Source organism: Microvirga sp. BF8 (assembly GCF_059888585.1).
In genome coordinates, this window is sequence record NZ_CM187619.1 from 1,519,787 (window position 1) to 1,545,021 (window position 25,235).

23 protein-coding genes and 1 pseudogene are annotated in these 25,235 nt (G+C 63.2%); 18 read left to right on the top strand and 6 right to left on the bottom strand.

Features of this window, described 5'->3' with window-relative positions; genetic code table 11:
- Positions 1 to 19 precede the first annotated feature (19 nt).
- Both AC522E_RS07335 and AC522E_RS07340 read right to left on the bottom strand, forming a co-directional pair.
- Positions 20 to 1,255, bottom strand: a complete 1,236-nt coding sequence (locus AC522E_RS07335) for a Zn-dependent hydrolase (protein WP_500749750.1) — start codon at positions 1,253 to 1,255, stop codon at positions 20 to 22.
- Positions 1,252 to 2,460, bottom strand: a complete 1,209-nt coding sequence (locus AC522E_RS07340) for a diaminopropionate ammonia-lyase (RefSeq protein WP_500749751.1) — start codon at positions 2,458 to 2,460, stop codon at positions 1,252 to 1,254. Before AC522E_RS07340 ends, AC522E_RS07335 begins: the two co-directional genes overlap by 4 nt.
- Positions 2,461 to 2,567: 107 nt before the next feature.
- Here AC522E_RS07340 and AC522E_RS07345 point away from each other — a divergent pair, with 107 nt between their 5' ends.
- Both AC522E_RS07345 and AC522E_RS07350 read left to right on the top strand, forming a co-directional pair.
- On the top strand, positions 2,568 to 3,053 hold the full coding sequence (locus tag AC522E_RS07345) for an Lrp/AsnC family transcriptional regulator (RefSeq protein WP_500749752.1): 486 nt from the start codon (positions 2,568 to 2,570) through the stop codon (positions 3,051 to 3,053).
- A 452-nt stretch (positions 3,054 to 3,505) separates the two neighbouring features.
- Entirely contained in the window at positions 3,506 to 4,825 is a 1,320-nt protein-coding gene (locus tag AC522E_RS07350) for a chloride channel protein (protein WP_500749753.1), read from the top strand.
- On the opposite strand, the gene AC522E_RS07355 is transcribed toward AC522E_RS07350, so the two are convergent.
- Together AC522E_RS07355 and AC522E_RS07360 are read right to left on the bottom strand one after the other, a co-directional pair.
- On the bottom strand, positions 4,819 to 5,244 hold the full coding sequence (locus AC522E_RS07355; protein ID WP_500749754.1) for a hypothetical protein: 426 nt from the start codon (positions 5,242 to 5,244) through the stop codon (positions 4,819 to 4,821). The two genes, AC522E_RS07350 and AC522E_RS07355, sit on opposite strands and share 7 nt — an antisense overlap.
- A gap of 77 nt (positions 5,245 to 5,321) precedes the next feature.
- Positions 5,322 to 6,065 carry a Crp/Fnr family transcriptional regulator gene (locus tag AC522E_RS07360; protein WP_500749755.1) on the bottom strand — a complete coding sequence of 248 codons (744 nt, stop codon included), beginning with the start codon at positions 6,063 to 6,065 and terminating at the stop codon, positions 5,322 to 5,324.
- Between the two features lie 210 nt (positions 6,066 to 6,275).
- On the opposite strand from AC522E_RS07360, the gene AC522E_RS07365 reads away from it, so the two are divergent.
- From AC522E_RS07365 to AC522E_RS07415, 11 genes and pseudogenes are all read left to right on the top strand, one after another.
- Complete coding sequence (locus AC522E_RS07365; RefSeq protein ID WP_500749756.1) at positions 6,276 to 8,276, top strand: PQQ-dependent dehydrogenase, methanol/ethanol family; 2,001 nt, start codon at positions 6,276 to 6,278, stop codon at positions 8,274 to 8,276.
- Positions 8,277 to 8,356: 80 nt separating this feature from the next.
- Positions 8,357 to 9,055: a c-type cytochrome gene (locus AC522E_RS07370; RefSeq protein ID WP_500749757.1), complete on the top strand. Its 699-nt coding sequence runs from the start codon at positions 8,357 to 8,359 to the stop codon at positions 9,053 to 9,055.
- Entirely contained in the window at positions 9,027 to 10,079 is a 1,053-nt protein-coding gene (gene coxB / locus AC522E_RS07375; protein WP_500749758.1) for a cytochrome c oxidase subunit II, read from the top strand. The genes AC522E_RS07370 and coxB overlap by 29 nt, the downstream gene beginning before the upstream one ends.
- 11 nt (positions 10,080 to 10,090) lie before the next feature.
- The gene (gene ctaD, locus AC522E_RS07380) at positions 10,091 to 12,040 is read left to right on the top strand and encodes a cytochrome c oxidase subunit I (protein WP_500749759.1); all 1,950 of its coding nucleotides are present in this window, start codon (positions 10,091 to 10,093) and stop codon (positions 12,038 to 12,040) included.
- Positions 12,037 to 12,666, top strand: a complete 630-nt coding sequence (locus AC522E_RS07385) for a cytochrome c oxidase subunit 3 (protein WP_500749760.1) — start codon at positions 12,037 to 12,039, stop codon at positions 12,664 to 12,666. The genes ctaD and AC522E_RS07385 overlap by 4 nt, the downstream gene beginning before the upstream one ends.
- Positions 12,667 to 12,684: 18 nt before the next feature.
- Positions 12,685 to 13,122: a hypothetical protein gene (locus AC522E_RS07390; protein ID WP_500749761.1), complete on the top strand. Its 438-nt coding sequence runs from the start codon at positions 12,685 to 12,687 to the stop codon at positions 13,120 to 13,122.
- Positions 13,110 to 14,402: a cytochrome c oxidase assembly protein gene (locus AC522E_RS07395; RefSeq protein WP_500749762.1), complete on the top strand. Its 1,293-nt coding sequence runs from the start codon at positions 13,110 to 13,112 to the stop codon at positions 14,400 to 14,402. Before AC522E_RS07390 ends, AC522E_RS07395 begins: the two co-directional genes overlap by 13 nt.
- A gap of 19 nt (positions 14,403 to 14,421) precedes the next feature.
- Positions 14,422 to 15,438 (top strand): annotated as a pseudogene (locus AC522E_RS07400) (SulP family inorganic anion transporter); the annotation flags it as partial.
- Between the two features lie 237 nt (positions 15,439 to 15,675).
- A complete protein-coding gene (locus tag AC522E_RS07405) occupies positions 15,676 to 18,174 on the top strand; it encodes an excinuclease ABC subunit UvrA (protein ID WP_500749763.1) in 2,499 nt (832 codons plus the stop codon).
- A gap of 377 nt (positions 18,175 to 18,551) precedes the next feature.
- On the top strand, positions 18,552 to 19,376 hold the full coding sequence (locus AC522E_RS07410; protein ID WP_500749764.1) for an alpha/beta fold hydrolase: 825 nt from the start codon (positions 18,552 to 18,554) through the stop codon (positions 19,374 to 19,376).
- Complete coding sequence (locus tag AC522E_RS07415; protein WP_500749765.1) at positions 19,373 to 21,037, top strand: ATP-binding protein; 1,665 nt, start codon at positions 19,373 to 19,375, stop codon at positions 21,035 to 21,037. Before AC522E_RS07410 ends, AC522E_RS07415 begins: the two co-directional genes overlap by 4 nt.
- A 270-nt stretch (positions 21,038 to 21,307) precedes the next feature.
- Here AC522E_RS07415 and AC522E_RS07420 read toward each other — a convergent pair whose 3' ends face one another.
- A complete protein-coding gene (locus AC522E_RS07420; RefSeq protein WP_500749766.1) occupies positions 21,308 to 22,189 on the bottom strand; it encodes a LysR substrate-binding domain-containing protein in 882 nt (293 codons plus the stop codon).
- 105 nt (positions 22,190 to 22,294) lie between these two features.
- On the opposite strand from AC522E_RS07420, the gene AC522E_RS07425 reads away from it, so the two are divergent.
- The 5 genes from AC522E_RS07425 (at position 22,295) to AC522E_RS07445 (ending at position 24,731) form a co-directional block, all read left to right on the top strand.
- A complete protein-coding gene (locus AC522E_RS07425; protein ID WP_500749767.1) occupies positions 22,295 to 23,002 on the top strand; it encodes a glutathione S-transferase family protein in 708 nt (235 codons plus the stop codon).
- 174 nt (positions 23,003 to 23,176) lie between these two features.
- Positions 23,177 to 23,500 carry an ArsR/SmtB family transcription factor gene (locus tag AC522E_RS07430; RefSeq protein WP_500749768.1) on the top strand — a complete coding sequence of 108 codons (324 nt, stop codon included), beginning with the start codon at positions 23,177 to 23,179 and terminating at the stop codon, positions 23,498 to 23,500.
- Positions 23,497 to 23,928 carry an SRPBCC family protein gene (locus AC522E_RS07435; RefSeq protein ID WP_500749769.1) on the top strand — a complete coding sequence of 144 codons (432 nt, stop codon included), beginning with the start codon at positions 23,497 to 23,499 and terminating at the stop codon, positions 23,926 to 23,928. The genes AC522E_RS07430 and AC522E_RS07435 overlap by 4 nt, the downstream gene beginning before the upstream one ends.
- A gap of 59 nt (positions 23,929 to 23,987) precedes the next feature.
- Positions 23,988 to 24,239: a hypothetical protein gene (locus AC522E_RS07440; RefSeq protein ID WP_500749770.1), complete on the top strand. Its 252-nt coding sequence runs from the start codon at positions 23,988 to 23,990 to the stop codon at positions 24,237 to 24,239.
- Between the two features lie 15 nt (positions 24,240 to 24,254).
- Positions 24,255 to 24,731, top strand: a complete 477-nt coding sequence (locus tag AC522E_RS07445; RefSeq protein ID WP_500749771.1) for a GNAT family N-acetyltransferase — start codon at positions 24,255 to 24,257, stop codon at positions 24,729 to 24,731.
- A 46-nt stretch (positions 24,732 to 24,777) separates the two neighbouring features.
- On the opposite strand, the gene AC522E_RS07450 is transcribed toward AC522E_RS07445, so the two are convergent.
- Positions 24,778 to 25,110 carry a DHCW motif cupin fold protein gene (locus tag AC522E_RS07450; RefSeq protein ID WP_500749772.1) on the bottom strand — a complete coding sequence of 111 codons (333 nt, stop codon included), beginning with the start codon at positions 25,108 to 25,110 and terminating at the stop codon, positions 24,778 to 24,780.
- Positions 25,111 to 25,235 lie beyond the last annotated feature (125 nt).

The window sequence follows — 25,235 nt, forward strand, 5'->3', positions numbered from 1 at the left end:
GGGTCTCTCCTGGGAGTTTTCATTGTGCTGCGAGACGGGTGACGACGTCGAGCAGGATGTTGGCGCCGGCCACGAGGTCGGCGTCCGGTGTGTGCTCGCGCGGATTGTGGCTGATGCCGCCGAGGCTCGGTACAAAGATCATGGCCGAGGGCGCAATACGGGCGATCATTTGGGCATCGTGGCCCGCGCCCGAGGTCATGCGCTTCGAGGCCAGTCCGCGCTTACGGGCGGCATCTTCGACCAGCTCCACGATTCCCCCGTCGAATGTCACAGGCTCGAACCGCGCCAGCCGCTCGACCGAAATCGTGACCTCCTCGACGGTCGCAAGTTCCTTCAGGAACGCGGCAAGGGCTGCTTCCTCGGCCTGGAGGCGCTGCTCGTCGGGATCGCGAAGGTCGACCGTAAAGGTGGCGCGGGAGGGAATGACGTTGATCGCATTCGGCTCGAAGCTCATGCAGCCGACCGTGGCGACGGTGGGCGTATTCGAATTCCTCGCCCGGTCGCGCAGGAAGGTGACCACGCGGGCCGCGGCTTGGCCGGCGTCCCGGCGCAGGGACATGGGTGTCGTACCGGCATGGTTGGCCTCACCGTCAATGGTGACGCGCTGCCAGGAGATGCCCTGGAGGTTCTCGACCGCGCCGATGGGCACGCCCTCGCGCTCCAGCACGGGTCCCTGCTCAATATGCAGTTCGATATAGGCGTGCGGCGTGAGAAAGCCCGGCTTCTCGGAGCCGGCATAGCCGATACGCTCCAGTTCCGCCCCGAGAACCGTGCCATCGGTGCCGACGGTCGCCAGGGCCTCGTCGACGGGTAGCCCACCGGCATAGACGAGGGAGCCCATCATGTCGGGGGCGTAGCGCACACCTTCCTCGTTAGTGAAAGCAGCGACTGCGATGGGCCGGCCAGGGGCGAATTCGGCCATCCTCAGGGACTCGACCACTTCCAGACCGGAGAGCACGCCATAACAGCCGTCATAGATGCCGGCATCGATGACGGTGTCGATGTGCGATCCGAGCAGGATGGGAGCCTGGCCAGCATTATCGGCCGTTCTCCAGATCCCGAAGATGTTACCGATGCGGTCGACCGCGACCTCCAGGCCGGCGTTGCGGCTCCAGGCGACGAAGGCGTCGCGTCCGGCCTTGTCGGCGTCGGAGCCGGCGAGCCGGACCAGCTTGCCGTCGCTGTCGCGGCCGATCTGCCCCAGGTCCCGCAACCGGCCGAGCAGGCGTTCCGCGTCGATGGAAATCGTTGTCATGCGGCTGACCCTATGGTGGTGGCTGCGACGGCATCAGGCTGCATGCCGACCAATTCTGCGTAGCGCCTCGGATCGGTCGCGCCTTCGGTATTGATGACAAAGACGCGGGAGTCCCCGTTGAGACCGAGCGCCGCCTTGATGTCCGGCGACCTTGCAGCACGCACGAAACCGGCAAGGCCTGCACCGCCGCTCTCGCCTGCCACGATGGCCGGATCGTTCCCGGCAGGTCGGGCCAGGCGGTTCATCACTGCAACCGCATCCTCCTCGTCAATGGTCATGAAGGCATCAGCGGCGCGGGACAGCACCCGCCAAGCGACCAGCGACGGCTCATAGCACTCCAGCATTGCCATGACCGTTGGCTCGCCGTGGTCGATCTTGACGGGTCGCCCCGTCCGCGCGGTCTCGAAGAGGCAGGCAGCGCGGGCGGGATCGACCACGGCGAAGATCGGCCGCTGGTGTCCAAGGGCGAGGGCGAAATGTCCCGCAACAGCAGCCGCGACGCCCCCGACCCCGGCTTGCACGAACACGTGAGTGGGTGGTTTGGGAAGCTGGCGCAAGGCTTCCCGCACCATGGCGGTGTAGCCCTGCATGACCAACCCGGGAATGCGCTCGTAACCGGGCCATGAGGTGTCGGACACGACGATCCAGCCCTTCTCGCAGGCGACCCGTGCGGCATTGGCGACCGAATCGTCATAGGTGCCATCGACCCGGATCATCTGGGCGCCGAAGCGGGCAATCGCCGATACACGCTCATCGCTGACACCGGAATGCACGAAGATGGTGGCCTTGGCGCCGACCATTTGCGCGCCCTGTGCCACCGAGCGTCCATGATTGCCATCCGTGGCGCAGGCAACCGTCATCTCAGCCGCGACGGCGCGAACCTCGGGCGCGTGCAGCTCAGTGGCATCGACTGGGCGTCCGAGCTGCCGGCCGGCTTCCTCCAGCACGAGGCGGATGACCGCGTAGGAGCCTCCCAATGCCTTGAAGCTGCCGAGTCCTAGCCGGAACCCTTCATCCTTAATATGGATGGCCCCCACACCGAGTTCGGCAGCTAGGGACGGGAGGGCGTGCAAGGGTGTCGGGGCATGGTTGTCGCGGTAGGTGAGATACCGCTCGGCCCCCTCCGCAGCCTTTATTCCCAACGTCTCGGCATCGATCGGATCCAGGGCTTTGCGGTAGTCGGGGTGCTGGTTGAGCAGGAACATCGCCATCCTCATCGTCGAGAAGGCGAGAAGATATTGCACCCGGCACGAGAAAAGCGCTCTATTTAGGACCTCCGAACGCAAGAGTTTTTCGTGTCAAAGGGTCGCCAGTGTCCAAGTCCCTGTCCTCGATCACCCTCGACACCTTCGATCTGGCGATCCTGAACATCCTCCAGCGGGACAATACAACTCCGCAGCGGGTGATCGGCGAAGCTGTCAATCTCTCCGCTCCGGCCGTGCAGCGCCGCGTCCGCCGGATGGAGGAGGCCGGGGTCATCCAGGCCAATGTCGCAGTTATCGATCCGTCCCGCGTCGGACAATCCATCACCATTTTCGTCGAGGTCGAGGTGATCAGCGAGACGGCGGAGTTGATTGATGCCGCCAAACAGGAGTTCGCCGCTGTTCCGGAGGTACAGCAGTGCTACTACGTCACGGGAGAGGCCGACTTCGTGCTGGTGGTCGTGGTTCCGACGATGACGGCGTACGAGGCGCTCACGCGACGCCTGTTCTTCGGGAACAACAACGTGAAGCGGTTCCGCACCTTCGTCGCTATGGACCGCGTCAAGACAGGTTTAACGGTTCCTCTGCCTGTATGATGGAATACTTTGGGTATGCTCTCAAAGGCGGCTGCGCCCATGCATTTGGCAAAAGGCTCTGACCAGAAGCCCTTCCCCGGTGGAAAATATCAACGGAACCGCGCAGCCCCACCTTGAAGATGGCTTCTGCCATGTGGACCGGCACAGAGCTTCCTCCGGCTCCGCTAAGACAAGGAAGGGCAGGCGCATTGTTGGACGCACCAAGAACTCTCGATGGTCCAGAAGTGGCACAGGGCGGACTCTTGACGCGATTGAGCCATTCAGGACGCTCCCTCTGTCGACGCTTTCTAGGCATTGATGACATGACGCTATAGGGAAGTCTCCGATCATGCGGCGGGTCGGCCGACGAGGTCTGATGGCGCCGTCACGCTGGCGGGGCCCGATCTGAAACAGCCCCGACCCGAATCCGTTACGTTCAATTCTGGCTGAATTCCTTTGACTTGAGGTCCGTCGTGGCAATCCGTATTCCTCGCCGCTTTCGCATTTGGCGCTCCCTGCCGCATTGGCGCAGCCGTCTCGTGTTCTGGAGTGGTGGCGCGTTGGTCGGGATCATTGCGGCCCTGTTTGCGATGCTGGCAGACCAAGCGCAGGCCGGGTTCAGACAGGTGGTCGCGGCCTCGCCCTATTGGCCGCTCCTCCTGGCCCCTGCCGGCTTCGCTCTTTCGGTCACTGTCGCCCGGCGCTTCTTTCCGGGCTCACAGGGCAGCGGTATCCCGCAGACCATCGCGGCCCGGCACCTCACGGACGATGCTGCCCGCCAGCGACTCGTCTCGGTCCGCATCGCCCTCGGCAAGGTGCTGCTCACGCTGTTCGGCCTCGTCTGCGGCGCGTCAGTCGGCCGCGAAGGGCCGACCGTGCAGGTCGGGGCCTCCATTCTCCACGCGGCCGGACGGGCCTCCGGTCGGCACTATCAGGGCGTTATCCTCGCCGGCAGCGCCGCCGGGGTGGCGGCAGCCTTCAACACACCGCTGGCCGGGATCGTGTTTGCCATCGAAGAGATGAGCCGCTCCTTCGAACAGAAGACCAGCGGTCTCGTCCTGACGACCGTGATCATCGCCGGGATGGCGTCCCTGGCCCTGCTCGGGAACTACACCTATTTCGGCCACAGCGACGCAGCCATCGTGTCGCTCAAGGATTGGCTCGCGGTTCCACTTTGCGGCCTGGGCGGCGGGCTGCTGGGCGGTGTCTTCAGCCGCATCGTGGTTGCGGCTGCCCGAGGAACGGGACGCGTCCAGACCCTCGCCAGGGACAATCCGGTGGCCTTCGCCGCGTGCTGCGGGTTTCTCATCGCGCTTCTCGGCCTCGCCTCCGGCAGCACGATCTATGGGACGGGCTACCATGAGGCACGGCAGTTGCTGGCGGGCGCATCCGACGTGCCAGCCAGCTTCGGGCTTCTTAAGATGGGCGCCACCATCCTGTCGTCCATCAGTGGAATTCCCGGCGGAATCTTCGCGCCGTCGCTCTCGGTCGGGGCGGGCATCGGCGCGAACCTCTCGGTCCTGCTGCCTGGTGTGCCAGTTGGCACCCTGGTGCTTCTCGGAATGGTCGGCTATTTCGCTGGCGTGGTGCAGGCGCCAATCACGTCCTTCGTGATCGTCATGGAGATGACCGACAATCATGCCATGGCGATCCCGCTCATGGGGACCGCGCTCCTCGGCTACGGCGCGTCACGCTTCATCGGCACGGTGCCGATCTATCACGCGCTCTCCCAAGGCTTCTTGCCCGGCTCTCCAAAGCAGGAGCCGCCCGGAATCAAGCCAGACGATCATTGACACAGGCTACCGCTTTCAAGGCAGGTCGCGAGTTCGAGTACGGCCTTGTGCCACGCATCGATGCCCACCTGTCGCTTCTCAGAGGAGGCAGCATGCATAAGCGCATAGGTATCCTTAACGGCCGTGAGACGCTTTCGAAGCCCGCCAATCGTGTGCCCTGCTTCACCATACACAGTGATGACACTGGGCGGCATGTGGGCAATTTCCAGAAAGCACATATCCCGCGGCATGCAGATCACATCGGCGCTCTCGGCGACGCCGAGGCCGTCATCGAGCTTCTGGAAAATGTCGTAATGACCGTCGCCGTTCGTCACGACGAGGAAGAACCCGTTGAAGTCCTGCTCGATCATACCAACAACAGCGGGGCGATCTGCCGAGGCCGCGAATGTGCGGGTAGGCACGGTCAGGATCAGCGCCACGGCGATGCAAGCGCCTGCTATCACTCCGCGTCCCATGATTCGACTACTCCTAAGGTTTCCATGGATGACATGCTGCGCTAACGCACGAGCCGACGGTACTCGCTGCTGATCAGACTGTAGCAGCGGCACGACAGAGCTTGTAACCGGTCCGGATCGACGATCCGGACAAGCCCACGGCTGTGTTGGAGCGCGGCCTCCTTCTCGAGAACTTGCAGGCACTCCGTCACACTGGCTCGCCGCACGCCCAGCAGGCGCGCAAGCGTCTGATGGGTCAGTGGAAGTTCTTCCCGCCCAAGCCCGTCCCGCGCGAGAAGAAGCCAGCGTCCAAGCCGATGCGTCAGCGAGTGCTTCGCGTCGCACACATGGGCTTGGCTGGCCTGAAGCAAAACGAATTCGGTGTATCGGAGCATGATCCGGGCGAGCGGAGCGCTCGTGTCGATCAGGCTCTGAAATGCTGCCAGCGCGATCCGATAGGCATGGCCGCCGACCAGCACGGTCCGGCGGAGGGGAGGGGCATCCGTATCCTGGAGCAGGATGGGAAGGCCCGTCATCCCTTCGGAGCCGATGAGCCAGACCTCTATCCACCTGTCAGGCGATGCCTTGGCCAAGACTGAGACAAGGCCCTCTTCGATGAAGTAGGCGTAGTCCATCGACGTGCCCGAGTGATGGAGGATCTGCTGCTTCTTCAGGTCCACCGGCTCCATCGCCGGCCGGAGAGCCTCCAGGACGTCGGCCGGAAGTGCCCGGAGCAGGCGGTTCTGCAAGGGCAGAGATCCAACCGCCGAGGCCTTGCAGGGCGGACTTGCGCTGGATTCTTCCATGCGACCTCCGGTCAGGACTCTCCGTAGGGATCTAGGGCAAAAGAGTCGGTACGCCAGCGGACGAGGTTGATCCGTGGGGCTGAGGAACGCCGTAGCAGCGCGGGGATTGGGCAAAGGGGAGCGTCAGGATTGCCGTCGGGACTATGGGGCAGCCTGGACGGCCCTGCTCTTTGGGGCATCGTTTCGGATCAGTCCATTGAGGTCGCGGTCATGTTTATGCCCCTGCGTCCGGCCCGGCGCCCCTTCGCAAATGCCTGGAGAGCCCTGCTTCTCATCTTCACAGGGTCCGTTCTGCCCTCGGGATCGCTTTTGGCTCAACCTCAGCCCGATGCCGCAGGGGCCTCGGCCGATCTCCAGTCCCTGTCCCAGGACGACCGGCAGTGGCCAATGGCGATGAAGAACTATGCCGCTCACCGGTTCAGTAACCTCGACCAGATCAATGCAGGCAACGTTGGACAACTCAGGCTCGCCTGGACCTTCTCGGTTGGCGCGGATCGCGGCCAGGAGGCGGCACCGCTCGTTGTGAACGATACCATGTACGTGGTCGCGCCCTATGCGGGACCCTATCCGAACCGGGTCTTCGCCCTCGATGCGACGAGTGGCGAGCTGAAATGGTGGTATGCCCCGAAGCCGAATCTTGCAGCGCAGGGCGTCGCATGCTGCGACGTGGTCAATCGCGGCCTCGCCTACGACAACGGAAAGATCTTCCTGAACACTCTCGATCTGCACACGGTCGCGCTCGATGCTGCAACCGGCAAGGAGCTGTGGGTCGCGACGCTCGGCGACATCAATCTCGGCGAGACGGTCACGATGGCGCCGCTCGCCGCCAAGGGGAAGGTCCTGGTCGGCAATAGCGGCGGCGAAATGGGGGTGCGGGGCTGGGTGACGGCCCTCGACGAGAACACCGGAAGGATCGTCTGGCGCGCCTACGGGACAGGCCCGGATTCGGAGGTGTTGATCGGGCCCGACTTCAAGCCGCATTACGACTGGATGAAGGGCAAGGACCTCGGCGTAAAGTCCTGGCCGACCGACGGTTGGAAGACTGGCGGCGCGACCGCCTGGGGATGGCTCTCCTACGATCCCGAACTCAACCTGGTCTATTACGGCACGGGCAATCCAGGCCCGTGGAATTCCAATCAGAGACCCGGCGATAACCTTTGGGCCGCGACCGTGTTCGCGCGCGATATCGATACGGGAGCCGCGAAATGGGCCTACCAGACCGCCCCTCACGATCTCTGGGACCACGACAGCGTCAACGAGGCCGTTCTCATCGATCTCGAGATCGATGGCAGGATGCGCAAGACGCTCATCCATCCGGGCCGGACCGGCTATATGTTCGTGCTCGATCGGACGAACGGAGAGGTGATTTCCGCGGAGCCTTACGACACGGTCACAGTCTACAAGGGCGTCGATCTGAAGACCGGGCGCCTCGAGCCGAACCACGAGAAGGAGCCGACCCTCGGAAAGCTCGTCGAGGATGTATGCCCCGCGCCGCCCGGCGCCAAGGATTGGCAGCCGAGCGCATGGTCGCCGCGCACGAAGCTCCTCTACGTCCCGCATCAGCACCTTTGCGCCACCTTCAAGACGGGAGAGGCCGGCTACATCGCAGGCACGCCCTATGTGGGCGCGACCGTGGACATGTATGCCGGGCCGGGCGGCCATCGCGGCGAGTTCATGGCCTGGGATCCGGTCAAGAAGACCAAGGTCTGGGCCATCACCGAACGCTTCCCGGTCTGGAGCGGCGCTCTCGTCACCGCAGGCGACATCGCCTTTTACGGAACCATGGACCGCTGGTTCAAGGCCGTGGATGCGAAAAGCGGCAAGGTCCTGTGGCAGTTCCGCGCCGGCTCGGGCTTCATCGGCCAGCCCGTCACCTACATGGGCAATGATGGCGTGCAATACGTGGCCATCATGTCCGGCGTCGGCGGATGGCCCGGTGTGGTGGCCAATGCCGAGGTGGATCCGCGCGTGAGAAACGGAGCGCTGGGCTTTGTTGGTGCCATGCAGGATCTCCCGGCTCATACGGTGGGCGGCAGCTCTTTGCTGGTCTTCGCAGTGCTGCCGAAGGGCGATGCGGGCGCTCCAGGCGGGACCTCCCCTGGAGGACAGCCGACCGGCGTTCCCGCGCCGGACAGACCCGCTCCTTCGGTTCCCGCTCCCTCGCTGCCGGCACCGGCAGTCCCCGCGCCCCAGAATGGGCCCGCCCAGTAATCGAGGTCAGGGAGGTCGGGATGGTGAGACCATGGATAAAAAGACATTCCCTGAAGGGAGGGATCGTACGAGCGCTCCCCTTGGCCATCATCGGACTGGCCCCGTGGTCCACGGGCGTCTCGGCCCAGCAGCCGACGCCTCCGCCACCGCAGGCCCCACCGTCGGCGGTCGGGCTGCCGACCGAACCTAATCCGGCGCGGGCTCCCGAACCGAAGCCCTCTCAACCGTCATCCCCGCAGCAGGGACAGGGCACCATCGGCATGGGCGTGCCGACGGGTTTCTATACGGGGGCGAGCGGTGCGGCGAAGCTCCTTGGAACACCAGTCTCGCGCCTCTTCCCGGGCAACGTGCCGATCAAGCCCAGCCTCGAAAGCCCAGTGGGCGACAACCAGGAAGCGGCGCAACGGGGTATGCAAGACTTCCAGGCGTTCAACTGTGTCGGTTGCCATGCGCCCAACGGCTCTGGCGGCATGGGGCCGTCGCTCAGCAACAGCGCGTTCATCTACGGTTCGGAGCCGGCGCAGATCTACCTGACGATCTATCAGGGCCGTCCGCGGGGCATGCCGGCCTGGGGCGGCATGCTGCCCGAGGCCGCCATCTGGGATCTCGTCGCCTATGTCCGGAGCATAAGCCGGGAAAAGACCGAGCAATGGGGCACCACTGTCTCGAACCAGATGCCGCAGATCGAGCAGGTGCCAGCGGAATACGTGAGTACCCCCGATCCCTGGGGGCAGACCGAGGCGTTCAGCCATGGCCAGAAGCCGAACCGCGCGAAGTGAGGCCCACCGGGCCACTGGCTGGCGGATCGGGATCCTCGCGCCCGCCCTGCTGATTTCCGCTGCCGCCCGCGCCGATGTGCCGATGACCTATCTGCGCACCTCCGGCGGCTTCAAGGGCGAGCAGATCACGACCCTCACCTGGGCTCTGCTGATCCAGGCGATCGTGGTGGTGGCGATCGTCAGCCTGCTCGTGCTTGTTGGCGCAATCCTGCGTCGCTCGCGCCGGCCCGCGACAGGACCCGACCGCCAGCCGGTCGAGGAGACAGGCAGCGGGTTGTCATGGATCTATGTCGGCGTCGGCGTTTCCACCATTGCCCTCATCGGCTCGATGGTCTGGAACGGCTACACCATGGCGGCCATCAACCGTCCCCCCCGAGATCCTGAACTCACGATCGAAGTGAAGGGACATCAGTGGTGGTGGGAGGTGCGCTACATGAGCCAGGACTCGTCGCGCATCTTCGAAACCGCCAACGAAATTCATATGCCGGTCGGCCAGCCGGTGGAGTTCCGGGTAGCGACGACCGACGTCATCCACTCGTTCTGGATTCCGGCGCTCGGCGACAAGATCGACCTCATTCCCAACCAGATCAATTCCACCTGGCTCGAGGCGGACCGGCCCGGGATCTATCGTGGCCAGTGCTCCGAATTTTGCGGGCAGCAGCACGCACATATGGGCCCCATTGTCGTGGCCGACCAACCGCCCGATTTCAAGGACTGGTGGGACCGGCAACTCCAGCCTGCCGCGACGGCGCAGGGACGGGAAGGGGAGAACCTGTTCGTGCTCCGCTGCGGCGCGTGCCACAGCATCCGCGGTACACGGGCGGGCGGACGTCTTGGCCCCAATCTCTCGCATCTCATGAGCCGCCAAGCCATCGCGGCCGGCACTCTGCCGAACAACGCCGCTTATTTGTCGGGCTGGATCGCCAATCCGCAAACCGTGAAGCCCGGCAACCTGATGCCGACTCTGGAGCTCTCCGGACCCGAGTTGGCGAATATCCGCAGCTTCCTCGAAGCGCAGAAGTGAGGAGACGTAGCGTGGCCGTCGGAACTTACGAACGGGCTCCCACTCTCGAACGGGCGGACTACGACTCGCCGGTCGCCTCGAAACTTGAGAAGACGTGGGAGACCAAGCCTGGCCTCGGCGGCTGGCTCTCGACGGTCGATCACAAGGAGCTTGGCATCCGCTACATCGTGACCGCCTTCGCGTTCCTGATCCTGGGCGGCACCGAGGCGCTCATCATGCGCATTCAGCTCGCGCGGCCGAACCTGCATGTGCTGACGCCGGAGCAATACAATGAGCTCTTCTCGATGCACGGCATTACGATGATCTTCCTTTATGCGCAGCCCGTCCTGACCGGCTTCAGCGCTTATCTGTTCCCACTCATCCTCGGCACCCGTGATCTCGCCTTCCCGCGCCTGAACTCCTTCTCCTACTGGGCCTATCTGGCGGCGGGCCTGTTCATGTACGCTAGTTTTCTGGTGGCGGCAGCACCGAACGACGGATGGTTCAACTATACGCCCTATGCGCTCAAGCCCTACAATCCGGGTCCGAACATGGATTTCTATGCGCTCGGCATGATCCTCCTCGGCATCTCGACTACAGCAGGCGCGATCAACTTTCTGGTCACGGTCCTGCGCACCCGCGCGCCCGGCATGTCGATCAACCGCCTGCCGATCCTGACCTGGGGTACGACGACCACATCGGTGGGCATCCTCCTGTCCATGCCCGCCGTGACGCTCGCCTGTTTCATGCTGTGGGCCGACCGGCAGTTCGGCACGCATTTCTTCGACTCCACTGCGCGCGGCCAACCGCTGCTGTGGCAGCACCTGTTCTGGATCTTCGCGCATCCGTGGGTCTACATCATCGTGCTGCCGGCCATGGGGATCGTGTCTGACGCGCTGCCGATCTTCTGCCGCCGTCCGCTCGTCGGCTATACGGTGGTGGTGCTCGGCACGGTCGCCACCATGGTGATGGGCTTCGGCGTGTGGCTGCACCACATGTTCGCGACCGGCATCCCGTTCATCGCGCTGTCGTTCTTCAGCGGCGCATCCTTCGTGATCACGGTTCCAAGCGCTGTCGCGGTCTTCGCCTGGGTGGCCACCATCTGGACCGGACGCCCGGTCATCACCACGGCGTTCCTGTTCTTCGCGGGCTTCATCTCGATGTTCGTCATCGGCGGCGTGTCGGGTGTGATGACCGCTTCGGTCGCTGCCGACCGCCAGCTCACCGACACCTATTTCGTGGTGGCGCACATTCACTATGTGCTCATCGGCATCAACCTGTTCCCGGTGGTTGGCGGGCTCTTCGTCTGGTTTCCGAAGATGGCGGGGCGCATGCTGAACGAGCGTCTCGGGAAATGGACCTTTTGGATCGTCCTCCTCGGCTTCAATCTGGCCTTCCTCCCCATGCATTGGACCGGTCTCGCAGGCATGCCGAGGCGCATCTACACCTATCAGGAGGGCATGGGCTGGGACACGGTGAACCTGGTGACCTCCGTCGGTGCCTTTATCCTGGCCATCGGCATCCTTCTGGTCGTGATCAACATCGTCGTGAGCGTGCGAAACGGCGCCGTCGCGGGTCCCAATCCCTGGGATGGTCCTACCCTCGAATGGGCGACCCCATCGCCTCCGCCGCCCTACAACTTCGCCGTAATTCCCGCCGTGGCGAGCCGCCATCCGCTTTGGGAAGACAGGATCAAGGAGGGCATGGGACACTCTTCCACCCATCGCGGCCTCGTGCTCGACGACGGCAAGGAGATGCTTGCCACAACACCGCTTGACGCTGAACCGGACGCGATCCTGAAGATGCCCGGGGATTCCTACAGTCCGCTCGTGGTCGCCATCGTGATGACCGCGGGCTTCGCCGGGCTCCTGCTGCACTGGTGGGTGTTCTCGGGTATGTGCGCGTGGCTGATGTTCATGGGCCTGCTGGTGTGGCTGTGGCCCGAGCCGAAGCTCGGCCAGTCGGCGAGGTGGGATCGATGAGCGATATACCCATGACCAATGTTTCGATACCTGCAACCGCCGCGCGCCCACGTCCGCTGCCTGTCGGCAGCATTGGCCACAAGGCTTCGGGCTGGTGGGGCATGCTCACCATCATCCTGACGGAGGGCTCGCTGTTCTCCTATCTGCTGTTCAGCTACTACTACTTCGCCGTTCAATACGGGCGCGAATGGCTGCCGAGCGAGTTGCCGAAGCTCCGCCTGTCGCTACCCAACACCATCATCCTGATCGTGAGCAGCGTCGTTGTGTGGTGGGCGGAACGCAGCGCCAAGCGTGGCGCCTGGGGGCAGCTCGTGCTCGGCCTCCTCGGCGGATTCATCCTCGGCTGCGTGTTCGTGATGATCCAGATCCTCGAGTGGAAGGACAAGCCGTTCACCTATGCGTCGAGCGCCTATGGTTCGCTCTACTTCACGATCACGGGTTTTCACATGGCGCATGTGGTCGCCGGGCTCGTGATGCTCCTGGTGCTGCTCACCTGGTCGCTCATGCGCTACTTCGATTCCGAGCGCAATGCACCGGTCTCCATAGGGGCGATCTACTGGCACTTTGTCGACGTGGTGTGGCTGACGGTGTTCTTCAGCCTCTACATCACGCCTTATCTGGGGTAAGCCATGTCGGATACCATCATGAGAAGCTATGGGATCGGGCATCCGGCCCCCCACGGCAGGCACGTCAGCATGGGCCTGCTCTGGACCGGCCTGCTCGCTGCCCCGGTGGCCTGGGGCCTTCAGCTTCTCGTCAATTACGGTCTGTCAAGCCATGCTTGCTTCCCGAGCGATTACCTTTATGCCCACGCCATTCCCGGATGGGGCTGGGTCATGCCGGTCCTGGTGGCGGTCAATATTGCGGCCCTGGTTGTCGCCTGCATCGGGACCGCAATCTCCTATCGGAACTGGAGACTCATCAGCCAGGAGGCCTCCGGCGGTCACGGCAGGCTGCTAGAGGCCGGTGAGGGCCGCACGCGGTTTCTCGCCGTCTGGGGCATCTGGTCCGGCGTGTGGTTCGCCATCGCAATCGTGTTCGACACGATCGCCGTCTTCGCGGTGCCGTTATGTGGAAGCTGAGATATTCGGCTCTCGTCCTCTGGACCCTGGAGGCAACCGACGCCGCATCGGCGCATGCGGGCGAGATAGGCGGGCCCCACTGGAATCTCGACGGCTGGGTCGTCGTCTCGCTTGCCTTCACGGTGGTGCTCTACGGCTTTGGTCTGCGGCGCACGCGTGCACGGACCGGCGCGCGGAGCATCGCCGGATGCGCCGAAATAGCCGCGTTCGCGGGCGGGATTGCCTCGCTCGTCCTCGCGCTGCTGTCGCCGCTCGATGCCCTTGGGGCCGAGCTTTTCTCCGGCCACATGGTCCAGCATCTGGTGCTGATGCTCGTCGCGGCACCGCTCTTAGTCCGGGCGCGGCCGCTGCTCGTCTTCCTCTGGGCCCTGCCGCGCGGCAAGCGCAAGGCGCTCGGACGGCTCTGGGCAGGCGGCAGTTTAGGGGGCTTCTTCAGGGTTCTGACCGCGCCGTTATCGGTTTGGCTGGCCTTCTGCGGCTTGTTCGCATTCTGGCATCTGCCGCGACCCTACGGCTGGGCGCTTGCGCACGAGCCGGTCCACGTCGTGGAGCATCTTTGCTTCTTCACCAGCGCTTTCGCATTCTGGTCGGTGGTGATCGAGCCGTCCGGGCGGCGCAGGCTCGATTACGGCGCGACACTGCTCTTTGTGGCGACAGCCGCGGTCCTGAGCGCCCTGCCGGGTGCCCTGATGGTGCTGACCTCACGCGCCTTCTATCCCGCCCATGCGGAAGGCGCGGCGCATTGGGGATTGACGCCCCTGGAGGACCAGCATCTCGCCGGGCTCATCATGTGGATCCCGGCCGGCTTCGTCTACATGGCCACCATCGCGATCCTGTTTGTGCTGTGGCTGCGCGCTTCTGAAATGCGCGCGGCCGCAAGTTTGCAGAAATACGCCGCCATGGGCTCTATGCTGGTTCTGCTTCTCGTCATGGCTGGCTGCGAGGAGGTGACGGGTGCGCAATCGCGCGGAAGCGGCACTCCGGTCCCGACGAGCTTCGGTGGCGATCCCGGCCGTGGTGCCGTCATGATCGCCCAGACCGGTTGCGGCACCTGCCACACCATACCTGGGATCACTGGCGCGAACGGCCTCGTCGGCCCGCCGCTCACGCAGATGGGACGCCGCATCTATGTCGCGGGACTGTTGCGCAACACGCCAGACAACATGGTCACTTGGCTGCGCGACCCGCAGGCCATCGTGCCCGGCAACGCCATGCCGAACATGGGGTTGGAGGACCAGCAGGCCCGGGACATTGCCGCTTATCTGTACACGCTCCGATAGGACGAGATGCCGCGGGGCACTTGCGATCATCTATCTATTCCCGCGTGTTACGAAGGCCATTCCGTCGCCACTTGTCTGCATCATCGTTCTGACGGTGCTTAGCGCCTTTCTTCGTATAGACGTTCGCACTGTTGGCGACCTCGGTGCTTTGCCGGACAGTCTGCCCGCGTTCCTGATCCCCAACATCCCCGTTACGCTTGAGACCCTCTGGATCATCCTGCCTTACTCGTTCAGCGTTGCCGCCGTCGGCCTGCTCGAAAGCCTGCTGACGGCCGCAATTGTCGATCAGATGACCGACACCGGCAGCGACAAGAACCGCGAAGCCATCGGGCAGGGTATCGCCAACTTCTGCACCGGCTTCATCGGCGGCATGGCCGGTTGCGCCATGATCGGGCAGTCGGTGATCAACGTGAAATCGGGTGGACGCGGGCGGCTGTCGACATTCGTGGCCGGAGCGTTCCTGCTGTTCCTGATCCTCGTCCTGGGCGATCTGGTGCGTATCATCCCGATGCCGGCGCTTGTCGCCATCATGATCATGGTTTCGATCGGTACCTTCAGCTGGTCGTCCCTCATTGATCTCGGCAAGCATCCCAGGCGATCCAGCATCGTCATGCTGGCAACTGTCGTCACGGTCGTGGGCACGCACAACCTCGCTCTCGGGGTCGGGGCCGGCGTTCTTCTCTCCGGCATCTTCTTCGCCTGGAAGGTGGCGCAGATCTTCTGCGTCACCTCGACCCTTACGGCCGATGGGCAAGAGCGTGACTACCTCGTCGAGGGGCAGCTCTTCTTTGCTTCGGCAGAGGATTTCATGGAGGCTTTCAACTTCAGAGAACCCGTGAAGCGAGTCCGCATCGACGTCAGCCGGGCACACATCTGGGACCTCACTGGCGTCAATGCAGTGGACCGTGCCGTCCTGAAGTTCCGCCGCGAAGGTGTCGAGGTGGAGGTTGTCGGCCTCAACGAGGCCAGTAAAACCATCATGGAAAAGCTGGCTGTCCACAACGAGCCGGGAGCGATGGAAAAGGTCTTCGGCCACTATGGGCCTGCTGCGCGGAGGATGCTCCGCGCAGTCCGACTGCACGGAGGCCATCTCCTGAGCGTCCGGCCAATGTCCCGCTATCATGCATCCTGAGGCGCCGCTGCGCAGAGCTGGAGGCTATTCCTCTGGCGAGAGCATGGGATCGCCCTAAATGTTCGCTGATCCGTCATTTCGCCAGGCCGTCCGATGCAGAAAGATCTTCAGCCCCATTCACCGACGGCTGCGCAGGAAAGAATGGGATTCGTCCGGGTCCGTGGGGCCCGCGAGCATAATCTCAAGAATATCGATCTTGAGATCCCGCGCGATGCTCTTGTTGTCTTCACGGGCGTGTCCGGTTCCGGAAAGTCTTCCCTGGCCTTCGGGACACTTTATGCAGAGGCGCAACGACGCTATCTCGAGTCGGTGTCGCCCTACGCCAGGCGGCTATTCCATCAAATGCCGGTTCCCGATGTGGACGATATTGAAGGTCTGCCGCCTGCCGTCGCGCTTCAACAGCAGCGCGGTTCGCCGACGACGCGCTCCTCAGTGGGCAGTGTCACGACCTTGTCCAACCTGCTGCGCATGCTTTTTTCCCGAGCCGGCGACTATCCGCGCGGCCGATCGATCCTCTACGCCGAGTCGTTCTCGCCCAATACGCCCGAGGGGGCGTGCCCACGCTGCCATGGTCTTGGCCGGGTCTATGAGGTCACCGAGCGATCGATGGTGCCGGACGACACGCTGACCATTCGCGAGCGGGCGATTGCCGCCTGGCCGACAGCATGGCATGGCCAGAACCTGCGCGACATCGCGACCACGCTCGGCTTCGACGTAGATCTGCCCTGGCGGGACCTGCCCAAGAAGGATCGCGACTGGCTTCTTTTCACCGACGAGCAGCCGACCGTTCCGGTCTATCCCGGATATACCCAGCAGGAGGTTCGGCGCGCTCTCAAGCGCAAGGAGGAGCCGGCCTACCAGGGGACGTTTACCAGCGCCAAGCGCCATGTGCTGCACACCTTCGCCACCACGCAGAGCCCGATGATGAAGCGGCGCGTAGCGCAGTACATGGTGAGCACCGAGTGCCCGCTCTGTCACGGCAAGCGCCTTCGGCCTGAATCGCTGTCCGTCAAGTTTGCGGGGCTGGACATCGCCGACCTCTCCAGTCTGCCGCTTGCCCGTCTCTCCGATATCTTCCGACCCTATGCGGACGGGACGGCCCCGCGGGTGGCGAAGATCGAGGCGGAGCATCCTGAAAAGGCAGTGGTCACTCAGCGCATCGCGCAGGATCTTGTCGCCCGGCTCAGCGTCATGCTCGATCTCGGGCTCGGCTATCTCTCCGTCGACCGCAGCACCCCGACGCTTTCGCCCGGTGAACTCCAACGGCTGCGGCTGGCCACGCAGGTGCGCTCCAACCTCTTCGGCGTTGTTTATGTACTCGATGAGCCCTCGGCCGGACTCCATCCGGCAGATACGGAGGCGCTGCTGAATGCCCTTGGGCAACTGAAGGCGTCCGGGAACTCGCAATTCGTGGTCGAGCATAATCTCGATGTTATCCGCCATGCCGACTGGATCGTCGATGTCGGACCTGGCGCGGGCGAACAGGGAGGCTTCGTGATCTACAGCGGTCCGCCGGACGGGCTGAGGAAGGTCGAGGCCTCGCAGACCCGGCGTTTCCTGTTCGGCGAAAGCTCCCTCCCATCTCGGGAGCCGCTGCCACCGAAAGGGTGGCTGCGCCTCGCCGGGGTCACGCGCAACAATCTGCACGCGCTCAACGTCGCATTTCCCTTAGGCGTGCTCACGACCGTGACAGGCGTTTCCGGCTCCGGCAAGTCGAGCTTGGTCAGCCAGGCGCTGGTCGAGTTGGTGGCGGAGCATCTGGGGCACGATATCCCCGAGCCGGAGGATGAGGGCGAGGAGCTTGAGCGGGCCGCGACAATGGCAAGCGAAGGCCGGATCATCAGTGGCATGGAAGGGATCAAACGTCTGGTGCGGGTCGATCAGAAGCCGATTGGACGCACACCGCGTTCGAACCTTGCAACCTATACTGGTCTTTTCGATCATGTCCGCAAGCTGTTCGCTGCAACCAAGCAGGCACGCGCCCGTCGCTACGACGCGGGACGCTTTTCCTTTAATGTCCCCAAGGGTCGCTGTCCGCATTGCGAAGGCGAAGGCTTCGTGATGGTCGAGCTGCTTTTCCTGCCGAGCGTCTATGCGCCATGCCCGACGTGCCATGGGGCCCGGTACAACGCCGACACGCTCAAGATCAAATACTGGGACAAATCCATCGCTGACGTGCTTGGAATGACGGTCGATGCAGCCTGGGAGTTCTTCGCCGACGAGGCGCCTTTACATCGTTCCCTCACGATCGTGCGCGAGGTGGGTCTGGGCTACCTGCGGCTTGGCCAGCCCGCGACCGAGTTGTCCGGAGGGGAGGCGCAGCGGATCAAGCTTGCGACCGAGCTCCAACGGATCCAGCGCGGCGATACGCTCTACGTCCTCGACGAGCCGACGACCGGATTGCATCCCGCCGACGTCGAGAGGCTCGTGGCTCAGCTCGTCGGGCTGGTCGACGCCGGCAACACAGTCATCGTGGTTGAGCATGACATGCGCGTTGCCGCGAGAAGTGACTGGGTCATGGATCTCGGCCCAGGGGCCGGCGATGAGGGCGGGCAGGTGGTTGCGTCAGGTCCGCCAGTCGAAGTGGCAAAAGCATCGGGCAGCCGTACGGCACCTTATTTGGCGCAAGCCCTCGCTTGATGAATTTCAATTCATCAGGTGCCTTGGACATCGGGATCCGGCGTTTTCATGCACCGTTTCATAGGCTCGGCCGAAGCGGGCGATCCCGGCGGCGAGCTTGAACGTGTTCGCGGCACGTCCGCTCGTCCTCTCCTGGTACGCTCCAGGTCAAACGCCTTGTTCCGCTTCAGCAGGAACAGGCTGACGTTCATCGACAGGTCGGAACATGAATGTTTGCCTCGGTTTGGATCGTCTTCAGAGGAGGCATGGGATGGAATCGGACAGCGTTGAAACGGGAGCAGGGATGCCTACATAGGACAACTGGACTGCAAAGGTCGTGCCTGCAGCGGACGCGAGCGGCCCCAACCATATCCATCCGTCGATGGCACGGAGCTTTCATGTCTGCCGTTCTCAAGCGTAACAATGTCAAAGTTTCCGGCCGTGGCGAGCAGCCCATCCTCTTCGCCCATGGCTATGGCTGCGATCAGAACATGTGGCGTTTCATCGCTCCGGCCTTCGAGGACAGCCACCGGATCATTCTGTTCGATCATGTCGGCCACGGGCAGTCGGATGCGACCATCTTCGACAAGGCCCGATACGACGCCCTCCAGGGCTACGCAGACGATGTGCTGGCGATCTGCCGTGAGCTGGACCTCAAGGATCTAATCTTCGTGGGCCACTCGGTCAGCGCCATGATCGGGGTTCTGGCCGCCATTCAGGAGCCGGAACGGTTCGACCGTCTCGTCCTGATCGGTCCCTCGCCACGCTACATCAACGACGGCGATTATGTCGGCGGGTTCAAGCAGGAGGACATCGAGGGACTGCTCGACTTCCTCGACAGCAACCATCTCGGCTGGTCGAGCACCATGGCCCCGGTGATCATGGGCAACCCGGACCGGCCGGAACTTGGCGAGGAACTCGCCAACAGCTTCTGCCGCACGAATCCCGAGATCGCCAAGCACTTCGCACGCGTGACCTTCCTCTCGGACAACCGGGCTGATCTGCCCAAGTTGACGACGAAGGCGCTGATCCTTCAGTGCTCGCAGGACGTGATCGCTCCCGAGGCCGTCGGGCATTATATGCACCGGAACCTTCCAGACAGCGAGCTCATCCTGATGAAGGCGACCGGGCACTGCCCGAACCTAAGCGCGCCCGAGGAGACGATTGCTGCCGTGAGAGCCTTTTTGCGCAATCCGGCCCCCGTTGGGACGGCAGCCTTGTGACCATCGACCAGGGCCCGCTGACCGAGACGGCTGAGGAACTCTACGAGAGTGCCCCCTGCGGCTACCTTTCGACCTTGCCGGACGGCACCATCGTCAAAGCCAACCAGCGATTTCTCACCTGGATCGGCATGGATCGACGGGACCTCGTCGGGAACAGGTGCTTCCAGGATTTCTTGAGCATCGGCGGCAGGATCTTCTACGACACCCACTTCGCGCCGCTCCTGCGGATGCAGGGTTTCGTCAACGAGATCGCCTTCGACTTGACCTGCGCCGATGGACGACTATTGCCGGTCCTGGCCAACACAATTCAAAAGCTGGACGCAACCGGAAAGCCTGTTGTTCACCGCATCACCCTGTTCAACGCCACTGACCGTCGCAAGTACGAGCGCGAGCTGCTGCTTGCACGACGGAAGGCGGAGGAGGCCACGGAGGAGCTCAGGCGCCTGAACGAGACGCTGGAGGAGCGGGTTGCCCAGGAGGTCGCCGAACGCATGAAGGCCGAAGAGGCTCTGCGGCAGGCCCAGAAGATGGAGGCGGTCGGCCAGCTCACCGGCGGAATCGCGCACGACTTCAACAACTTGCTCACCATTATTGTCGGTAACATTGAACTGCTGCAACGCCGCCTGCCGGAGGGCAAGGAGCGGCTCCAGCGCGCGGCGGATCATGCGATGGAGGCAACCCGGCGCGCCGCGACCCTGACCCAGCGACTGCTGGCCTTCTCCCGGCGGCAGCCGCTCGACCCCAAGCCCATCGACGCCAACAAGCTGGTGGCCGACATGTCCGAACTGTTGCGGCGGACGCTGGGCGAGACGGTCGTGCTGGAGACGGTCCTGTCCGGCGGTCTTTGGCGGACGCAGGCCGATCCGAACCAGTTGGAGAATGCCATCGTCAACCTCGCGGTAAATGCCCGTGATGCGATGCCGAATGGCGGCAAGCTTACCATCGAGACGGCTAATACTCGGCTGGATGAGGCGTATGTGGAAGCACTGGCTGAGCCGGTGCCGCCTGGGCAGTATGTGCTCGTGGCGGTCTCCGACACCGGAACCGGCATGGACAATGCCACGATCGAGAGGGTGTTTGAGCCGTTCTTCACCACCAAGGAGGCAGGCAAGGGCACCGGACTGGGCCTGAGCCAGGTGTACGGCTTCGTGCGTCAATCCAACGGGCACGTCAGGATCTACAGCGAGCTGGGCGAGGGCACGACCATCAAGATTTACCTGCCTCGCCTGAGGGGTTCGGACGACGGGCCTGCCGAAGCGCCTGTGAAGAACCCGGTGATCATGAAAGGCTCCGGCGAGACCATTCTCGTCGTGGAGGACGAGCCTGCTCTTCGCGCTTATGCGGTGGAGGCGTTTCGCGACCTCGGCTACCGTGTGATTGAGGCCGCTGACGGGCGAGGGGCTCTGGCCGCCCTGGAACAGCACCCGGAGGTCGCTCTGATGTTCACGGATGTGGTCCTGACTGGTGGGATGAACGGACGGGCGCTGGCAGACGAGGTCACACGACGCAGGCCGGGTCTCCCTGTGCTTTACACGACTGGCTATACGGCCAATGCCATCGTCCATCATGGCCGCCTCGACTCCGGAGTGCACCTGATCGGAAAGCCCTTCACCTATGTCGAGTTGGCGTCAAAGGTGAGACGCATGCTCGATCGAGCGTGAGGTGAGGGCGGACCGCTGCTGGTACGCCTCAGGCCAAAGCCCGACGGGTAGCATTCCGCATCAATCCTGATGCCCGGAAAGTTTGGGCGATCCCGCTGCTTGACCCGGAGGAGACCTCCCGGCATCGTCTAGGACTTCTTCGCCAGTAGCGAAGAACACCTTAACCAGGGGCGGGATCCCGTCCTTTCGCAGACCACTCCGCCGTCATGACCGTGGCGCGCATCTGGCATTTGATGCCGTAGGTCTCAGTGGCAGCGTCGGCTGCTGCCGTTAGCCGTCCGCCAGGAAATCGATGACTGTCCTGACGGCGGGTAGCTGGCCGCGGCGATGAGGCGTCAGGATCGTGGACGTCACGATGCCGGCGGTCCAGTCCGGGAGCACCGTTGCCAATTCCCCGTTTTTTCTTGACGCCGCCGACATGGCTTCGGGAAGGCAGGCGATGCCAAGTCCCGCTGCGGCTGCCTTCAACAGCACCGAGGACTCATCGGCAATGAGCCGCACCGTCGGTGTGACCTGAACCTCCTGACCGTCATTGTGCTTTAGGTTCCATGCCCTCGATGTAGGACTCGTCAGGACGCCATCATGGCCGGCGAGGTCCTCGGGCCGTCCAGGTCTGCCCCGCCTGGCCAGATAATCCGGCGAGGCGACCAGCGTGATCCGCTCCACCTTCATCCGGCGCTGCATGAGATCGGAGTCAGGGAGCGGAGCGAAATGGCTCCGGATCGCGATGTCGAAACCCTCCCGGACCAAGTCGACGAACCGGTCGGTGACGTGAAGTTGCAGGTCCAGCTTGGGATAGGCGCGGGCAAGTGCGGGCAGGCGATCGGCGAGATGGAACTGCGCCACCGGCACGGAGGCGCTGATCCGCACCTTACCTGCTGGTTCCGCCTGTCGTCGCTGCACCACGCTTTCAGCCGCCTGCGCCTCGGTGACGGCCGCCTGGGCATGGTCGTAGAAATCCGTTCCGACATCGGTCAGCACGAAGCTGCGTGAGGTCCGATGGATCAAACGGATCCCAAGATCCGCCTCGAGCTCGGCGACGCGCTTGCTGACCGTCGATTTGGGAACGCCCAGGTGACGCGCAGCGGCGGCGAAGCCCCCGCTGTTCACCGCTTCGACGAAGAGATGCAGATCGTTGAAGTTGAACTTCATGTGCGATCGTTCACGTATGTGGACTTTAGGGCTCAAAGATACCGCCTACAGGGTCAAAGTCCATGGTGGCATGGTGTTGTGGTTACAGACACAAGGAGACACCCCATGATTCAAACCCTCATGTACGGCATCCCATCGGGTTGCTCGCTCGGATCGATCGTTGCCATGGAATGGCTCGGAGAGCCTTACCGGCTCTGCCGCATCGAGATGCCGGCGGTGGTGCAGGGCGAAGCCTACCGCCGGATCAATCCTATCGGCGAGACGCCAACGCTGATCACGGCTACGGGCGAGCGGATCAGCGAGAGCATGGCGATCCTCCACCATCTCGGCGCGCGGGGCGTCAACAGGGGACTGTCCTTCGTCCAGGGCTCGCCGGGGTTCGACAGGTTCAACCAGGTCCTCGCGTTCCTGAACACGAGCTTCTTCGCCGCCTTCGGGCCGCTCTGGTACGCCCTCGAGCACGGTCTCGATGGACCCGACAAGCACATCCTCAGGGCCTATGGCGCGGCGAAGGTGGCCAAGGCCCATGCCGACCTGGAACAGCTGCTGGGTGAAAAGGACTGGTTGCTGGGCGACCGGCCCACGTTGGCCGATGCCTACTTCGCCGGCATCGCGCGGTGGACCAAGTATCATGATGTGGTCGATCGCCGCGACTATCCGGGCTTGCAGCGCCTGTTCGAGAAGCTCGAGGCGGATCCGGCAGTCCGGTTCGCGCATGCGATCGAACGTGGCGACACCGCTGTCAGCAGTGGCGGGTTTGTGGGCGAGGTTGGCCTGGAGGATGTCCTGCGCCAGCAGGCTGTCGCTGCCTGATACAGCATACTAGGCCCGTCACGTGACGCGAGGCGGGCCTTCCGCATCACCCGAATTCTGCTCATGGCAGTCGGCGTCACGACGTGAATCCCTGGGCCTCTCCACGCTGCCGCTTGACTCACGCATAACCTGATAGTTATTGATTTTTTCAATAGCCAATGAGTTATGAGTCGAATGGCGCACCCTCAGGACATGGTTTTCAGAGCGCTTGCCGATCCGACCCGGCGGGCCATTTTCGAGCGGCTGTGCCGCGATGGAGAGCAGACGGTCGGGAGCCTGACGGCTCAGGCCGGAATCTCGCAGCCGGCCGTCTCGAAGCATCTTAGCGCCCTGAAGCAGGCCGGATTGGTGCGCGGCCGCCATGAAGGCCGCCAGACGCATTACAGCGCACAGCCGCGAGCCCTGGCCCCGCTGGTCGACTGGACGAGCCGGATGGCCGGCTTCTGGCAAGGCCGGTTCGACGACCTCGAAGACCTGCTGAAAAGGATGGACCAATGAACGAAACGCTGACCGAAGTGCGCTCCGTCGTTGTCGAGCGCGAGATCCCTCATCCGCCCGAAAAGATCTGGCGTGCGCTCACCCAGCCGCACCTGATCGCCGAGTGGCTCATGAAGAACGACTTCATGCCGGTCGTGGGCCATCGTTTCCATCTGAGCGGCGACTGGGGCGGCGTGCTGGATTGCGAGGTTCTCGCCATCGTGCCCACCGAAATGCTGTCCTACACCTGGAATTTCACACACGACGATGCGGCCTTCGATCTGAGAAGCGTCGTGACTTTTACTCTGGTCCCGACGAGCGCGGGGACCCTCCTGCGCATGGAGCAGTCAGGCTTCCGGCCCGACCAGAAGCAGGCCTTCGGGGGCGCCAAGGCGGGGTGGCAGGGATTCCTTGCGAACCTGGAAAAGGTCTTGGAAAGCATTGGTTGAAATCCGCTGCTGGGTGGGTCGCCCGATCCGCTAAGGCTCATCCTCAAGAGGAAGACACAATGAACTGGGACAACTGGATTCGGCAGGGTCACCGCTGGCTGTCGATCGTCTTCACGGTGACCGTCGCAGCCAACTTCGTCGCCATGGGGCTGGGGGAACCGCCCGCCCTGGTGGTCTATTCGCCTCTGCTACCGCTCTTCCTGCTCTTGTTTTCCGGCCTCTACATGTTCGCGCTGCCATATGTCGCCAAGGGGCGCAGCGGGCGACGGGGCGCCGGACAGGAGGGGTGTCCAGCCAGAAGATCTTTCTAGTCCTACGGAGAGAGCATGCTGATTAGCGCCGAAGATGCTGATTTCTCCGCTATGCTCGGTGGTGAAGCCCCACACGGCCTCGTGCTATCCGACAGCGAGATAGCACCCCGCGCGGTCCTCCAGATGTTGCGTGAACTTGCTGCTCGCATCCGTCCGCAATTCGCACCGGCCGCTTGGTGGATCGTTGAGAGCGGAGAAATCATCGGCCTGTGCTCGCTGACACGCGCGCCGTCTGGTGGTGTCATCGATATTGGGTATGGGATCGCCCCATCTCGTCAAGGCCGTGGTCATGCAAGAAGTGCGATCGCAACTCTCGCGGAATGGGCGCGCTCCGATCCTCGCGTGACGGCTGTCACGGCAGAAACATCGGTCCACAACCATCCCTCGCAGCGGGTTCTGGAACGCAATGGCTTTCTACGAGTAGGTAAGCGGCTAGACATCGACGATGGTGAACTCATCTGCTGGAAGGTGCACTGCACGGATCTGCCCTAATTGGCTCCTCCATTGGAGCTCTCGTCGGATCTCCCTCGCTAAAGCCCTAGTCCACGATAAAGAGCTTCGCTCCCGTCCGGGTTGAGGATCGATGAGACGCATCGCCGTGGTCGGACACTTGGTAACTCATGCCTGGCTTGAGTTTGAACATGCGTCCATCCTGCAATTCCGTATCGAGCTCACCTTCGAGAACGTAAAGTACATGGCCGCGGTCACACCAGTGATCGGCAACATAGCCCGGCGTGTATTCGACCAGACGAACCCGCAGATCGCCAACAGTGAACGTCCGCCAGATTGCTTGACCAGTTTCCCCAGCATGCTGGGTTATTGGCATGCTCGACCAATCCGTCACGGTAAATGGCAATGTCGGTATCTTCACGGAAACCTCATAGAATTACTCTGGTTGCGCAAACCTCTGCTGCTTGTACTTGTATCAGCGACGTTCGGATCATCAACCGCCTTTCGCCTGTCCCGTCACGATGGTAGCCTTGTTAATGGTCGGGG

Bases quoted from the DNA above. Each gene is read 5' to 3' on its own strand.
- AC522E_RS07410 (WP_500749764.1), top strand. From the start codon at position 18,552: ATGTCTGCCGTTCTCAAGCGTAACAATGTCAAAGTTTCCGGCCGTGGC.
- AC522E_RS07385 (WP_500749760.1), top strand. From the start codon at position 12,037: ATGAGCGATATACCCATGACCAATGTTTCGATACCTGCAACCGCCGCG.
- AC522E_RS07360 (WP_500749755.1), bottom strand. From the start codon at position 6,065: ATGGAAGAATCCAGCGCAAGTCCGCCCTGCAAGGCCTCGGCGGTTGGA.
- AC522E_RS07425 (WP_500749767.1), top strand. From the start codon at position 22,295: ATGATTCAAACCCTCATGTACGGCATCCCATCGGGTTGCTCGCTCGGA.
- AC522E_RS07395 (WP_500749762.1), top strand. From the start codon at position 13,110: ATGTGGAAGCTGAGATATTCGGCTCTCGTCCTCTGGACCCTGGAGGCA.
- AC522E_RS07445 (WP_500749771.1), top strand. From the start codon at position 24,255: ATGCTGATTAGCGCCGAAGATGCTGATTTCTCCGCTATGCTCGGTGGT.
- AC522E_RS07340 (WP_500749751.1), bottom strand. From the start codon at position 2,460: ATGTTCCTGCTCAACCAGCACCCCGACTACCGCAAAGCCCTGGATCCG.
- AC522E_RS07440 (WP_500749770.1), top strand. From the start codon at position 23,988: ATGAACTGGGACAACTGGATTCGGCAGGGTCACCGCTGGCTGTCGATC.
- AC522E_RS07390 (WP_500749761.1), top strand. From the start codon at position 12,685: ATGAGAAGCTATGGGATCGGGCATCCGGCCCCCCACGGCAGGCACGTC.
- coxB (WP_500749758.1), top strand. From the start codon at position 9,027: ATGGCCAGAAGCCGAACCGCGCGAAGTGAGGCCCACCGGGCCACTGGC.
- AC522E_RS07335 (WP_500749750.1), bottom strand. From the start codon at position 1,255: ATGACAACGATTTCCATCGACGCGGAACGCCTGCTCGGCCGGTTGCGG.
- AC522E_RS07420 (WP_500749766.1), bottom strand. From the start codon at position 22,189: ATGAAGTTCAACTTCAACGATCTGCATCTCTTCGTCGAAGCGGTGAAC.
- AC522E_RS07435 (WP_500749769.1), top strand. From the start codon at position 23,497: ATGAACGAAACGCTGACCGAAGTGCGCTCCGTCGTTGTCGAGCGCGAG.
- AC522E_RS07430 (WP_500749768.1), top strand. From the start codon at position 23,177: ATGGCGCACCCTCAGGACATGGTTTTCAGAGCGCTTGCCGATCCGACC.
- AC522E_RS07405 (WP_500749763.1), top strand. From the start codon at position 15,676: ATGGGATTCGTCCGGGTCCGTGGGGCCCGCGAGCATAATCTCAAGAAT.
- AC522E_RS07365 (WP_500749756.1), top strand. From the start codon at position 6,276: ATGTTTATGCCCCTGCGTCCGGCCCGGCGCCCCTTCGCAAATGCCTGG.